The organism is Xylophilus sp. GW821-FHT01B05 (genome assembly GCA_038961845.1).
Taxonomy (GTDB): domain Bacteria; phylum Pseudomonadota; class Gammaproteobacteria; order Burkholderiales; family Burkholderiaceae_C; genus Xylophilus.
This window is the reverse complement of sequence record CP152408.1, coordinates 3,388,006-3,401,508: the sequence shown is the minus strand read 5'-3', so window position 1 is coordinate 3,401,508 and position 13,503 is coordinate 3,388,006. Positions and strand designations below refer to the sequence as shown.

Below are 13,503 nucleotides of genomic sequence, written 5' to 3'. Positions count from 1 at the left end.
GTTTGATGTCGAAGCGGACGCTCAACGTTTGACTTAAGCGGACTGCCGAAGGCAGGTCCGCTTGAAGGAATGGTTAGCCTGCACTCGGCGTAGGCAGCGGCTTGTTCATTTCAACTTGGAGAGGACGAGCAGTTCCTGCACTGTGTCGCGCAGATCCTTTAGGACCTTGTCGAGGTCTTCCCGGTGCGCGTTGTAGCGGCGATTGTGCGCCGCCTTGTCGCCCAGTTCTTTGAGCTTTGGCAGAACTGAGCGGACTGTACGACCGAGCGTCCAAGTTTGCTCGGCGAGGACTCTGTCGACTAAGTCTTTCAAGAAAAGGTAGTTGCCCACTGCGTCCTTGATGCGAGCCTCAATCTTGTGTGACTCATAGCACTCGATGATCAGGGTCTCCAGCAGCCGTCTGATCATCACTGCGCAAGCGTCATACCAACCGTTGGCGTAAGTCCCATTCGCCTGATGTGCTACGCGCTCAATATAGCCCCGAGTGCCGCGCACCATCGCCATGTATATGACCGGCTCATCTCGTGAGACTGCAGTTTCGGACGGTGGGCGGATTGTTTCATTCACTAGCCGCTGTAGGCCGGCGGCCAGTGCAACGGCATCAGCAGCTGGGCGCTCTGCCATGGCGCTACTTAATGTACGTTCCGAGATGCTTTGCCATGCTCTCAAATATTCGGTCGATTTGTTCGGCAGAAGTGTCGGGCGAGATGTGTACCTGCACGTCGATATGTATTGCCGGTGCTCTGCGATGTGGCGTTGACGCAGGATGATCTGAGCCTTGATGCGTATCTACCGGAGGTGTCGGCGGTGCCGGCGCTGGTGCCGACTTTGCCGATGCCTTAGCCTCCGCCTTCGGTTTGGACTTGGGCTTGGGCTTGGCAAGTCTTACAGGTGAGACTGAACCGGTCTTCTCCTCTGGCTTTGCCGGGTCGGCTTGACTGAGTAGGAGATATGTGTCCGTGTACATGCGAGCCGCGGCCTCGCCGACGTGACCAACCTTCATGAACCACGTCTTGATCTGTTTCTTCTGTCCAGAGTCGGCATCCGGAAAAGCCTCAATCAGCTCTGATGGATAGATCTTCTGTCGAATCTCGTGGCAGACGGCGGCGTATTCGTCATCATGTCGCCAGCGCGTCGCCCATTCTGTTGGCTTGTTGTCTTCGTCCAAAAGTCCCAACTCTCGCAGCGGGCTAATTACATTTGAACGCGCGGATCCGTCTGCCATTGGGGCCAACGACATCACTAGCGTGGGCGTCACGACGGAGGGGACGGTCTTCTTGAAGCGATCTCGAAGGAGCCACCAGAGCTTTCGGCTGATCTTCGGGTATGTTGCTGCAGTGGCCACTAAATCCTCCCGTTCGTGAGAGCGCAATGGTAAGCGCGTGGGGTCTTGGTGAGGGCTAACGCTGGAGTTAAGCGGCGGCGAAGCCGTCCGCCTTGAACGAAATGTTAGGCCGCGCCCGACGAATCAGGCGCGCCGTTTGCAGACCAATATTGCCAAGCACCCGACTCTACGCCATTAGCATAAGCCCCTTCTGCAGCGACCTGACCGTTGGGGTGATAGTCCCGCCAGGCTCCGTGCTCCTTGCCATGCTCATAATTGCCCTCAGAGGCGAGCAAACCACTCTCGTGGTACGCACGGAATAGGCCGTGCCGAATCCAAGTTGAGCCATCGGCTGCCAGGTAACGCGAGTACCGGAAGCGGATAGCACCGGACGGATATGGAATTTCAGCTATATGAAGATCGCTCATAGCGGCCTAACGTTTGAGATGAGAGGCGGCACCCGGCTTGCCGGGTGACGTCCTCTCGATTGAAGGGTTAGGCGTCACTTCTTTGCAGTCAGGGATACGTGCTTTCCATCGCCCCAACCGTCATGGATTGAGAGAGTTACGGGAACTGAGTACTCTTGGCCGCCCACAGACGACCAGCACTCTGCCAACCATTCTTTGATGCTGTTTGCAGCAGCATGAGTGTTTTTAGGCTCCAGTTCTGAAAGCACATCTAAGCCAAGATCGAGTGACATCGCGCGGCCCGGATAGATTGATTGGTCTGACTTGCTGACTCTCTTGTTCTTCCCATCGAAGTACATCCAGGCGTCTGGAGCGCCGCCGTCGTCTTGAAAGAAGATCTGTATCTCAGCGCTTGTGACTTCCGCTGGAAGAACTTGATCGAACAGAGCACGCAACCTCTGCATTGCTTGCTCGCGCCGACTGGCGAGGAGCTCCGAACACCAATGCGCGAATGCGCCTGAATCAACGATGGTTGGAGGCATGGTTTGGGGACGCCGAACGCAATGTATCCCGCAGAACCTGCGGAATAAGCTGGACGAGGCGGGATATTCTGGGCACGGCTTCCTCCTGAAAGTGGCTTGCAGCCTGGATTGGCGATCGATACGCTGTGCAAAACACAGTTATAAAAATCCCATGAAACCCGGCACACCTGTTTTGCGCTCCACACGACTGTTGGACCAAGTCCGGGAGCGTGTTAGTTACCGGCACTATAGCCTCAGCACCGAGAAGGCCTACCTGTACTGGGTACGCTTTTTCATTCGTTGGCATGGCCGCGCCGGAGGTATGCGGCATCCGCGTGACATGGGTGCGCCAGAGGTGGAGGCTTTTTTGACCATGCTGGCCACCGAGCGCAGGGTATCGGCATCCACGCACAACCAGGCCCTCAGCGCGTTGTTGTTTCTATATCGGGAAGTGCTGAGCATCGATTTGCCTTGGCTGGATGGCGTGAGCCGCCCGGCGCAAAAGCGCCGCATTCCCAATGTGCTGACCAAGGAGGAAGTGGCCGCGCTGTTCCAGTTTCTCAACTCGGACATGCGTCTCTTGGCGCAACTGCTGTACGGCACGGGAATGCGCCTTATGGAGGGGCTGCGGCTGCGCATCAAGGATGTGGACTTTGACCGCCATGTGATTATCGTGCGCGAAGCCAAGGGCAACAAGGATCGGGTGGTGATGTTGCCGCGTGCTTTGGCTCCCGCATTGCGTCAGCAGCTTTTGCACGCCCGTCATGTTTGGGAAGAGGACCGGCAGGCGCAGCGCGGCGGTGTGCAAATACCGCATGCACTGGAGCAAAAATATCCTCGGATCGGCAGTACCTGGGGGTGGTTCTGGTTGTTTCCATCGCCGTCGTCAGCGCAGGCACTGAAGATGGCTATTTCCGAGCGCTTTACGAAGAGCGCTTGGACACATTTAGCTTAAAACTCTATATAAGCTCCTGCTGTATCCCTACAGGGGCAGTTGGAAGCGTGGAAATCGGAATACTCCGAATAGTCGCCATGTCGGCGACAACTCGCGTGATGTGGTGGGTTGTATTTACTTGCCGCCATGCAGACGGACCGCCAACGCTCTGAGCATTTTTTCGCGCAACGTCATAAATCAATCGATCAGCCTCAGAGAATTCTGGCCCAGAGAACTTTCCGCTATCAACGATCCACCCGTATACCCCCCTCATTCGGTGAGACCAATTTCCCTCATTTTCTCCCCGGACGATCATCCAACTTTCCTGCGTGGTGTAGCGGCAGTGAACAATTGGCTGAGCTCCGCCTCCGCTGCGAAAGTCGATCTTTGCGTTGTCCGCTCCGAAATCTCCAAAGATCATGTGCTCCGCCGTCGACGGATCAAATTTGACGGCAGCTTTCCAGGCATGCCACTCATTGCGAGGTTGGGTGAAGGTCTCCCCAGGATCTGCGGGGATTTTCTCAGGGTAATGCGTTCCCAAGAAGCAGATCAACTGCCAATGGCCAAGGGCTTGAAGCTGTTCCAAAGCTCCCCGAATAATGGGCTCAACGACCGAAGGAAAGGAGAGGTCAGCGTCAGAGAAATCGGCGAAGACAGTGCAGGCGGACGCCGATAGGTCCAAGCCGCTCAACACAGCCTTGATGCGCAAGTCGAGCGATTGATCGGCCAAATCACCGGACTCAATGCGAAGGCCGAATTTCAATTTGGAGTCTGTCAGAAGCGCGCTTTTGAAGGCCTTTACTCCCACCTTCTCAAGCGTGCCGATGGTGGCGACCGGGATCGCGAAGACACCCATACTGCGTGCACGAGCAAAAAGGGCAGGAAGCCAGCTACTGACTTCCTGCCCTGATTTTTCCTTGAGTAAGGCTTTGACATCTACGAATACCTCGCGATGTACCCAGTATTTGGCAACCACAGCGCCCACGTCAGGTACACCATCGGCAGTCTCAAAAAATGATCCCTGACTTCCGCAATCGCGTTCTTTTGCTGGAGGAACGATGAGCAGAGGCGCAATGCAATCGGCAACATCAGGCTGAAGCCAAGCCAATCCCTCCAACTCCCCGCGCTTCATACGCAGTGCAGGAACGTAGATAACTTTCTTTCGATCAAGCATCAGAAGCCTCCGCTAGGAAGAGTTTTCGGACTGTGCCAAGTCCAATCTTGTTGGAAAAAAGCGCGTAGTTGCCACGCTCGAAACGTATACGGCCATACACGATGGCAGGAGCAATCCCGAGTTGCTTGGCAAAGTTCTCAATAGGAGCGGACACCTTAGCAATGCGTGCTGGGGAGCGAGCCCAATGCTCCTCAGGAAGCAGCAGGTCGGAGGCAAACTTGTTCGCCTCCTGCTCGAACTCATCCACCTCAACATGCTCGACGTCGTCGAAGAAACCCGATGCGAGGCCTGTTCTGTAATGCAAGATGACGTGAGCCACTTCGTGCATCAGCGTGAACCAGAAGTTGTCCACCGCGTCGCGCCGAAGCGTCAGGCCGATAACAGGAATGTGCTCTACCAGGAAGGCCGCCCCATCAACCTCCATGCCTGGGATATTTCTTTCGATGACAAGCACGATGCCATGCTCTCGGAGCAACTTTTCCGCTTGCAATGGCCCATTAGGGTGAGCACTGAGCTTGGCCAACTGCTTGAGCCACGAGAGCTCCAACGGGCGGTATGACAGTCGATCAGCATTGATGATTCCCTCGGCGCGACGAGTGACCTGTGCCTTCCACGAGAGCAGAACCCAATCTTCCGAATGGTCTTTGACATTGATGCCTGTTCGCAAAAGCGATGGCGTTCCATATCGCCCGACATGTTCAGTCACGTGTCGAATAAGACGCTTCTTTGCATCCTCTTCGTCTGAATCCTGCCCTTCAAGCCAGCCATGGGCACGAGCATGCTTCAACACCTTCTGCAGCTCCGCCGGATTCAAATCGGGCGACGGAAGCCACTTTGACACCTGGGATGAATGGAACTGAGCCGACAGCTCCACGGAAAGAGCTCGCGCCACCTTCATGTAGTTGGCAAGGTTGATGCTGCGATATCGATCTGACTCCCAGCGCTGAATTGCCTGTTCTTGCAATCCGAGCTTCCTGGCCAAATCCTTTTGCTTCCAGTTTTGAGCCAGCCGTGCAACGATCAGCAAGTCACCTAGGTCAGTGCCTGCCAACTCCTTCATCAGCTCAGTATTGCCCCCCTGGGCTTGGCGAAAAGCATCCAGCCTTTTCGACAGCTCTCGCCTCTCAGTTGTCAGAGACCGACGGATGCCCTCAATAGCAAGGTCCGGCAGACCGTCTATGACGGACTTAAGTGTTTGCTCAGACGACAACGCTTGCGAAATTCGCTCAATTTCGGCTTCGAGATCCCGAGCTTGGCGATCATTGGAGATGACAGAACTAGGTGGCACACACGTATTCTACACAACACATTTGTTGTGTAGAAATTCAATTTCTGGATGAACTCTCGCTTTTGGACGTGAATCAGCGGTCAATGCACGCCTAGCAGGCGGTCGGTGCTCACACGCCTTGCTGAACGCGCCGATGAACTGAAGGGAGTGACTGGCGGCTCCCAGCCTGAAGTAGTCACTCAGGAGTGGTAGTGCGCGCCCAGTGGGAGGTTACTGCTCCGCAGTAACTACACGCCCTACACCGTCAGTCAGACGGCGTACCCATCACCCCAAGCAACTCATGCAAATGCGTACTAGTAGTCGTGTACTGCAACAGCACAGGCCGCTCCGGAAACACCCGCTTAGCCACCCCAAACGCCGCCAGCGTGCATTCATGAAAAGCCGACAGGATCAGCTTCTTCTTGCCCGGGTAGGTGTTGATATCACCGACCGCGAAGATGCCTGGCACCTGGGTGGCGAAGCTTTCGGTGTTTACCGGCACCTGCTTGCGTTCCAACGCCAGGCCCCAGTCGGCGATGGGGCCCAGGCGGGGGCTTAGGCCCAGCAGTACGCAGAGGACATCGAGCGGCAGGGTTTGGGGTTGGCCTTCTGGGTCCAGCAGTTCCAGTGCGGTAAGGCGGCCGTTCTGGATCTTGATGCCGTTGGGTTGGCCGGCCTGGAAGTGCAGGGTGCCGGCGTCGCAGCGGGCCTGGAACTGTGCTGCCAGCTCTGGCGTGGCCTGGAGTTGGGCGCGGCGGTGCACCAGGGTGACGGTGGCGCCGGCGTCGGACAGGGTCAGGGCTTTTTCTACTGCCAGGTCGTCGCCGCCGGCGACGACCACGCGCTGGCCGGTGAAGGCGGCGGCATCGCGTACGTGGTGGAACAGCTGGGTGCCGGTGAAGGCGTCCAGGCCTTCGATCTTGAGTTTGCGTGGCGTGAAGGCGCCGACGCCTGCGGCTAGCAGGATGGTCTTGGCGATAAAGCGTGTGCCGGTGGAGGTCTGGACGTCGAAGGCGCCGTCGTCTCGCGCGGCAAGTACGGTTACTTCCTGCTCCAGGTGGAAGGTGGGGGCGAAGGGGGCGGCCTGGCGTTGCAGGTTGGCGACCAGTTCGCGGCCGGTGCAGACGGCGACGGAGGGGATGTCGTAGATCGGCTTGTCGGGGTACAGCTCCATGCACTGGCCGCCGACATAGGGCAGGGCGTCGACCACATGGGCGCGGATGTCGAGCAGGCCCAGCTCGAAGGTTTGGAACAGGCCGGCCGGGCCGGCGCCTATGACCAGGGCGTCGGTGGTGATGGGGCTTGCAGAAGAGGGCGGGGAAGCAGTCATGGGCACCAAGAAAAACGGGAGGCTAGAAAAGCCTCCCGTGGTTCGGAATCAGCGGATCAATTCGGCGATCTTGCCCGGTTTGTCTTTCCACTCGTCGGCGTCAGGCATTGGGGTCTTGCGCTTGGTGATGCTTTTCCAGCCGGCAGCCAGCGCCAGCTCGGCGTTGAGCTTGATGAAGGCCAACTGGTCTGCGGGCACGTCTTCCTCGGCGTAGATCGCGTTGGCCGGGCATTCGGGGATGCACACGGCGCAGTCGATGCACTCGTCCGGGTCGATGATGAGGAAGTTGGGGCCTTCGCGGAAGCAGTCCACCGGGCACACGTCCACGCAATCGGTGTATTTGCACTTGATGCAGTTTTCGGTGACAACGTGGGTCATGGGAGTGTTGTGGTGGTACGGTAAAAACCCTGCATTTTAAACTGTGCAGGAAATGTAGTGCTTACTGAACCAAGACTGCGGCTGCAGTCTTGTGGCTGGCGGTGTCTACCAGGATCAGCGAGCCCAGCGTGCGGGCCTGGGTGAAGGGCTGGGCGGCGATGGGTTCTTGCAGCGCCAGTTCGATGTGGCCCAGGGCGTTGGCGGGCAGCTCGCTGGCCTCCTCGCGCGCCAGGGTCTGGATGTCCAGGCGGTCGATGATGCGCTTGACCTTGGCCTTGACCCAGCGGTGGCCGTGCAGCGCCCAGTAGACGCGGCCGGGCACCAGCGGCTCGTCGTCGAGCCAGGCCACGGTGGCGCGGATTTCGCGTGCGGGCTCGAAGGCGCCGGTTGCCAGCAGCCAGTCGCCGCGCGACACGTCGACCTCGCGGTCGAGCACGATGCCGGCGCTGTGGCCGGCGGCGATGTCTTTTGGCTGGCGTGCATGGTCCAGCACCTGGGCCACCTTGGCGGTCTGGCCGCTGGGCAGCACGGTGATGTCCTGGCCCGGCACCACGCGGCCGGCGGCAACGCGGCCCCAGAAGGTGCGGCGGCCTTGGGAGGTGTCGGCCGAGGTCGAGAACTTCTCTACCCACTGCACCGGGAAGGCAAAGGGCTGCTCCACGTCGGCCGGCGTGTTGGGCAGGCCTTCGAGCAGTTGCAGCAGCGAGGGGCCGATGTAGTCGGCCCAGCCGTCGTGCTTGGCATCGACCACGTTCCAGCCCTTGAGCGCGGACACCGGTACGGTGGCCACGGAATCTATGCCTGCGGCCTGGGTGAAGGCTTCCAGCGCTGCGCGGATACGGCGGAAGGCCGTGGCGGCGTCAGCCACGGCATCCAGCTTGTTGATGGCGAACACGATCGAGGGCACGCGCAGCAGGTGCGCCAGCAGCGTGTGGCGGCGGGTTTGCGCCAGCAGCTCGCCGGTTTCCTCGGTGGCGGCCCAGTGCAGCTTGGTGGCGTCTACCAGCACCACGGCGGCGTCGGCGCTGGAGGCGGCGGTGACCATGTTGCGGGTGTACTGCTCATGGCCCGGCGCGTCGCCGATGATGAACTTGCGCTTGGCGGTGGCGAAGTAGCGGTAGGCCACGTCGATGGTGATGCCCTGCTCGCGCTCGGCCGAGAGCCCGTCGGTCAGCAGCGCCAGATCGGTCTCGCCACCGCGCTGCACGCCCGCCAGCTGGTCTTGCAGCACGGTCTTGCTGTCTACCAGCAGCCGGCCGATCAGCGTGCTTTTACCGTCGTCCACGCTGCCGCAGGTGATGAAGCGCAGCGCCGCTGCGTGTTCTGCATCATTTTGGCCTGTAGCCAAGGACTGGCCTGGGCTGGTAGCTATAGTATTTGTAGCGTTGCTCATATCAGAGAAATCTCAAAAAGTGCACAGTCCCAACCCAAGGGCACCGCGGATCCGGCTCCGCTGGTCCGCTGGTGCCGCCCCCGGACGGGGGAAGGCGAAGACACGAAGTGCGTAGCCTGGGGGCGAACTAAAAATACCCGTCTTTTTTGCGCTTCTCCATGGACGCCTCGGAGGTCTTGTCGTCCATGCGCGTGGCGCCGCGCTCGCTGACGTCAGCGGCCAGTGTCTCGACCACGATGTCGGCGGCGTTGGCGGCGGTGCTTTCCACCGGGCAGGTGCAGGTGATGTCACCGACGGTGCGAAAGCGCACGTCGCGCGTCTCTACCGTTTCACCTTCGCGCGGCGGTGTGAGTTCGGTCACCGGCACCAAGAGGCCCTTGCGCTCGACCACCTGGCGTTGGTGCGTGTAGTAGAGCGAGGGCAGGGCGATCTGTTCGCGGTCGATGTACTGCCACACGTCCAGCTCGGTCCAGTTGCTGATCGGGAACACGCGGAAGTGCTCGCCGGGCGCCAGCCGGGTGTTGAACAGCGTCCACAGCTCGGGCCGCTGGGCCTTGGGCTGCCATTGGCCGAAGCTGTCGCGGTGCGAAAAGATGCGCTCCTTGGCGCGGGCCTTTTCCTCGTCGCGGCGGGCGCCGCCGATCAGCGCGTCGAAGCGGAACTCTTCGATGGCTTCCAGCAGCGTGACCGACTGGTGCACGTTGCGCGACTCACCCGGGTGCGCCAGGCGCACGGTGCCGCGCTTCATGGAGTCTTCGACGCTGCGCACGACCAGTTCGGCGCCCAGCTCCTTGGCGCGGAAGTCGCGGAAATCGGTCACTTCAGGGAAGTTGTGGCCGGTGTCGATCATCAGCAGCGGGTAGGGGATGCGGCCCGCGCCAAAGGCCTTCTCTGCGCACTTGAGCAGCACCAGCGAATCCTTGCCGCCAGAGAACAGCAGGGTGGGGCGCTCGAAGGCCGCGGCCACTTCGCGCAGCACGAAGATGGCTTCTTCTTCGAGCGCGTCGAGGTGGGTGTTGGACAAGCGGGCCGACGGTTGCGTCGTGGCGGCTTGCTGCAGTTCGGAGTCGTTACGGGCGTTCATCGTGCAAGAGGATGTGGAATAAGGCGGGCCGTCAGTGCGCAAGGTGCAAGCCGCATTCGCGGTTGTCCTCGCCCTTGGTCGGGTCCACGTAGTCGAAGTTGTTGGGCAGGCCGTGCACTTCGCAGTACTGGTAGAGGTCCTTGGACGACCAGTGCAGCAGCGGCGCCACCTTGATCAGGCCATCCGGGTTGACGCTGACCGGGTCCATCTGGGCGCGCACGGCGGTGTCGGTGGCGCGCAGCGCGGTGAACCAGACCTTGGGCGCGGTTTCACGCAGGGCGCGGGCGAAGGGCTCCAGCTTGACCTCTGCGGTGAAGGCCGCGTGGCGCGGGTCGTCCAGCGCCGGTGTGGGGCCTTCCACCGCCTCGCGGTGCGCGCGCGAGCGGCGTGGCAGGTAGATGTGCAGGTCCAGGCCCAGTTGCTTGGTCACCTCGTCGGCGAAGCGGTAGGTGGCCTCGGTGTTGTAGCCGTTGTCCATCCAGATCACCGGTACGTTGGCCTTGGCGCGCGTGACCATGTGCAGGATCACGGCTTCGAACGGGCGGAAGTTGGTGGTGACGATGGCGGGCTGGCCCAGGGCGATGGCCCAGTCCACCAGGCCCTGTGCGTTGTGGCCGAGTTCTGCGTTGACGTGTGCGAGGTCGAGGTCGAGGCTCATGGTGGGACTGGTCATCAGGCCGCAGCGGCTTCGTTGAAGTGTGGTTGCACGTGCACGGCATCGCCCTGGTAGAAGGCGCCAAAGCGGTCGAACTGGCGCTGCGCATCAGCCGCGTCCACGCCTTCGCGCAGCACGGCCACGCTGAAGCCGGTGCGGGCCATCTGCACCAGTTGGTCGATCAGCACGTCGCCGGTGGCGCGGATCTCGCCCGCAAAGCCGCGGCGGCGGCGCAGCAAAAAGGCCTGGCTGTAGGCGCGGCCGTCGGTGAACTTGGGGAACACCAGGTCGATGCGCGCGATGCCGTCGAGCGACACCTCCAGCGGATCGGCGTCGTTGGGCAGTTGCAGCAGCGTGGCGTCGTCGGCTGCGGCGCTGTGGTCTTGCGAGGCAATGATCTTCATGGTCTTCTCCAAACGGCTCAGGCCGCTTCCTCCACCTTGAAGCGCGCACCGTTGGCCGCAGCCTTGAAGGGGTCGGCACCGACGCGGCGCAGCGTGTCGATGAAGGTTTCGTGGCGGCCATCCACCGTCTGGCGGGTGTCGCGGTAGGTGTTGAGCACGGCCTCGATCACCTCGGGCACTTCGGCTGCGGTGAAGGAGGGGCCCACGGCCTTGCCGGCCTGCGGTGCGCCCGACAAGGCCGAGCCATCAGAGCCGCCCAGGGTGACCTGGTACCACTCCTTGCCGTCCTTGTCGACGCCGAGGATGCCGATGTGGCCGCTGTGGTGGTGGCCGCAGCTGTTGATGCAGCCGCTGATGTGCAGGTCGATCTCGCCCAGGTCGTCGAGCTCGTCCAGGTCCTGGTAGCGCTCGGTGATGGCTTCGGCGATGGGGATGGAGCGCGCGTTGGCCAGATCGCAGAAGTCGCCGCCGGGGCAGGCGATCATGTCGGTCAGCAGGTGCACGTTGGCGCTGGCAAAGCCGGCTTCGCGCGCCGCCAGCCACAGGGCGTGCAGGTCCTCTGCGCGGACCCAGGGCAGCAGCAGGTTCTGGTCGTGCGTGACGCGGGCCTCGCCGGCGCTGAAGCGGTCGGTCAGGTCGGCGGCGATGTCGAGCTGGTCGGCCGAGGCGTCACCAGGCGCCTGCAGGCGGCGCTTGAAGGACAGCGTGACCGCACGCAGCGCCGGGTTCTGGTGCGGCGCCACGTTGCGCTGCAGCCAGCGGGCAAACAGGGGTTCGGCATCAGCGGCCTGGCGCAGGGCGGCATCGACCTGCTCGGCATTGGTGCCGCTGCTGCTGGCCAGCGCGGGCGGCACAAAGGAGGCAGCCACGCGGTCGTACTCGGCCTGGGTGATGGTGTGCGGCGCGCCGTCGTGCTCGAGGATTTGCGTGTACTCGGCTTCCACGTCGTCGATATAGGCCTGGCCTTCGGCCTTGACCAGGATCTTGATGCGGGCCTTGTAGATGTTGTCGCGGCGGCCGTAGCGGTTGTAGACCCGCACCACGGCTTCCAGGTAATTCATGATCTGGTTCCAGGGCAGGAACTCGCGCAGCACGGTGCCGATGATGGGCGTGCGGCCCATGCCGCCGCCCACCTGCACGCGAAAGCCCAGCTCGCCGGCTTCGTTCTTGATCAGGTGCAGGCCCACGTCATGCCAGCCAGTGGCGGCGCGGTCTTCGGTGGCGCCGGTGATGGCGATCTTGAACTTGCGCGGCAAAAAGGCGAACTCGGGGTGCAGGGTGCTCCATTGCCGCATGATTTCTGCGAAGGGACGCGGGTCGGCGATTTCGTCGGCGGCAATGCCGGCGCGCTCGTCGCTGGTGATGTTGCGAATGCAGTTGCCGCTGGTCTGGATGCCGTGCATGTTGACCGAGGCCAGCAGATCCATCACGTCGGCGCTCTTGGACAGCGGGATCCAGTTGTATTGCACGTTCTGGCGCGTGGTGAAGTGCGCATAGTGCGTGGGCAGATGCTTGGTGCCGAGCAGGGCCTGCTTCTCTAGCGCCAGTTGGTACACGGCGGCTTCCGGCTCGTCGTATTCGCGGGCGATGCGGGCCAGCACGCGCACTTGGGCGCTCGACAGCTCGCCGTAGGGCACGGCCACGCGCAGCATGGGCGCGTAGCGCTGCACATACCAGCCGTTTTGCAGGCGCAGCGGCTTGAACTCATCTTCTGAGAGCTTGCCGGCTTGCCAGCGCCCAAGCTGGTCGCGGAATTGCGCGGCGCGCTGGCGCACGAACTGGCGGTCGAAGTCTGTGTACTGGTACATCGTGGGAATCCGTTGAGTCGGGTCGTCTTATAGGGTGATCAGCTTGGTCCCGGCGTAGGCGAGCAGGACCGACAGCAGCGAGCGGATCAAGCGCTCGGGCGCCTTGCGCACCAGTTGGGTGCCCAGCCAGATGCCGGGCAGCGAGCCGACCAGCAGAAGCAGCAGCATCGGCCAGTCCACCGAGCCGATGGAGGCGTGTCCGAGGCCGGCAACCAGCGTGAGTGGCACCGCGTGGGCGATGTCGGCCGCAACAATGCGGCGCAGGGGAAGGGCCGGATACAGCAGCATCAGGATCAAGACCCCGATGGCACCCGCGCCCACAGACGTCAATGTTACCAACGTGCCCACCACCACGCCCAGCAGCACGGCCAAGGCCGGGTGGCGGCCATGGGTAGCCTGGGAGAGGGCCTCGGGCGTGACTTCGCGCGGGGCGCTGGCGCCACGCACGGCCTTGTACAGAGTGGCGGCCGCAGTCAGCAGCAGGGCCGCGCCCAGGGTGGTGGTCATAAGGCTCTGCATGGCCGGCTGGGCCGGGCCCACGCGGTGCAGCACATAAAGCGTCAGCAGCGAGGCCGGCACGCTGCCGGCGGCCATGCGCAGCACCACGGGCCAGTCGATCAGGCGCGCGCGTGCGAGGGAGACCGAGCCGCCCAGCTTGGTAAAGGCGGCAAACAGCAGGTCGGTGCCAATGGCCAGGTGCGGCTTGACGCCAAACATGAAGATCAGCAGCGGCGTCATGAGCGAGCCGCCGCCCACACCGGTCAGGCCCACGATGAGACCCACGGCGAAGCCGGCAAAGACGAACGCGATATCAGGCATAGGGC

The 13,503-nt window shown here is 61.7% G+C and carries 14 protein-coding genes and 1 pseudogene; 1 reads left to right on the top strand and 14 read right to left on the bottom strand.

Annotated elements, in window-relative coordinates:
- Window positions 1-105: 105 nt before the first annotated feature.
- From AAFF27_15825 to AAFF27_15810, 4 genes are all read right to left on the bottom strand, one after another.
- Window positions 106-624, bottom strand: a complete 519-nt coding sequence (locus AAFF27_15825) for a DUF4145 domain-containing protein (GenBank protein XAH21486.1) — start codon at window positions 622-624, stop codon at window positions 106-108.
- 4 nt (window positions 625-628) lie between these two features.
- Window positions 629-1,345, bottom strand: coding sequence for a DUF5343 domain-containing protein (locus AAFF27_15820; GenBank protein ID XAH21485.1), 717 nt, complete (start codon window positions 1,343-1,345; stop codon window positions 629-631).
- Between the two features lie 104 nt (window positions 1,346-1,449).
- Window positions 1,450-1,752, bottom strand: coding sequence for a hypothetical protein (locus AAFF27_15815; protein XAH21484.1), 303 nt, complete (start codon window positions 1,750-1,752; stop codon window positions 1,450-1,452).
- A gap of 74 nt (window positions 1,753-1,826) precedes the next feature.
- Complete coding sequence (locus AAFF27_15810) at window positions 1,827-2,273, bottom strand: hypothetical protein (GenBank protein XAH21483.1); 447 nt, start codon at window positions 2,271-2,273, stop codon at window positions 1,827-1,829.
- A 151-nt stretch (window positions 2,274-2,424) separates the two neighbouring features.
- On the opposite strand from AAFF27_15810, the pseudogene AAFF27_15805 reads away from it, so the two are divergent.
- Window positions 2,425-3,126 (top strand): annotated as a pseudogene (locus tag AAFF27_15805) (integron integrase).
- A gap of 85 nt (window positions 3,127-3,211) precedes the next feature.
- Here AAFF27_15805 and AAFF27_15800 read toward each other — a convergent pair.
- The 10 genes from AAFF27_15800 to AAFF27_15755 form a co-directional block, all read right to left on the bottom strand.
- Window positions 3,212-4,360: a beta family protein gene (locus tag AAFF27_15800; protein ID XAH21482.1), complete on the bottom strand. Its 1,149-nt coding sequence runs from the start codon at window positions 4,358-4,360 to the stop codon at window positions 3,212-3,214.
- Window positions 4,353-5,648 (bottom strand): XRE family transcriptional regulator, encoded by a 1,296-nt coding sequence (locus tag AAFF27_15795; GenBank protein XAH21481.1) that lies wholly within the window; start codon window positions 5,646-5,648, stop codon window positions 4,353-4,355. The genes AAFF27_15800 and AAFF27_15795 overlap by 8 nt, the downstream gene beginning before the upstream one ends.
- Window positions 5,649-5,892: 244 nt before the next feature.
- Window positions 5,893-6,957 carry an NAD(P)/FAD-dependent oxidoreductase gene (locus AAFF27_15790; protein ID XAH21480.1) on the bottom strand — a complete coding sequence of 355 codons (1,065 nt, stop codon included), beginning with the start codon at window positions 6,955-6,957 and terminating at the stop codon, window positions 5,893-5,895.
- Between the two features lie 48 nt (window positions 6,958-7,005).
- Window positions 7,006-7,335, bottom strand: a complete 330-nt coding sequence (gene fdxA, locus AAFF27_15785; GenBank protein ID XAH21479.1) for a ferredoxin FdxA — start codon at window positions 7,333-7,335, stop codon at window positions 7,006-7,008.
- A 61-nt stretch (window positions 7,336-7,396) separates the two neighbouring features.
- Window positions 7,397-8,728, bottom strand: a complete 1,332-nt coding sequence (locus tag AAFF27_15780) for a GTP-binding protein (GenBank protein ID XAH21478.1) — start codon at window positions 8,726-8,728, stop codon at window positions 7,397-7,399.
- Window positions 8,729-8,855: 127 nt separating this feature from the next.
- A complete protein-coding gene (gene cysD, locus AAFF27_15775) occupies window positions 8,856-9,812 on the bottom strand; it encodes a sulfate adenylyltransferase subunit CysD (protein XAH21477.1) in 957 nt (318 codons plus the stop codon).
- Between the two features lie 31 nt (window positions 9,813-9,843).
- Window positions 9,844-10,470: a phosphoadenosine phosphosulfate reductase family protein gene (locus AAFF27_15770; GenBank protein XAH21476.1), complete on the bottom strand. Its 627-nt coding sequence runs from the start codon at window positions 10,468-10,470 to the stop codon at window positions 9,844-9,846.
- Between the two features lie 14 nt (window positions 10,471-10,484).
- Complete coding sequence (locus tag AAFF27_15765) at window positions 10,485-10,871, bottom strand: DUF934 domain-containing protein (GenBank protein ID XAH21475.1); 387 nt, start codon at window positions 10,869-10,871, stop codon at window positions 10,485-10,487.
- A 17-nt stretch (window positions 10,872-10,888) separates the two neighbouring features.
- Window positions 10,889-12,679 carry a nitrite/sulfite reductase gene (locus tag AAFF27_15760; protein ID XAH21474.1) on the bottom strand — a complete coding sequence of 597 codons (1,791 nt, stop codon included), beginning with the start codon at window positions 12,677-12,679 and terminating at the stop codon, window positions 10,889-10,891.
- Window positions 12,680-12,706: 27 nt separating this feature from the next.
- Complete coding sequence (locus AAFF27_15755; protein XAH21473.1) at window positions 12,707-13,498, bottom strand: sulfite exporter TauE/SafE family protein; 792 nt, start codon at window positions 13,496-13,498, stop codon at window positions 12,707-12,709.
- Window positions 13,499-13,503 lie beyond the last annotated feature (5 nt).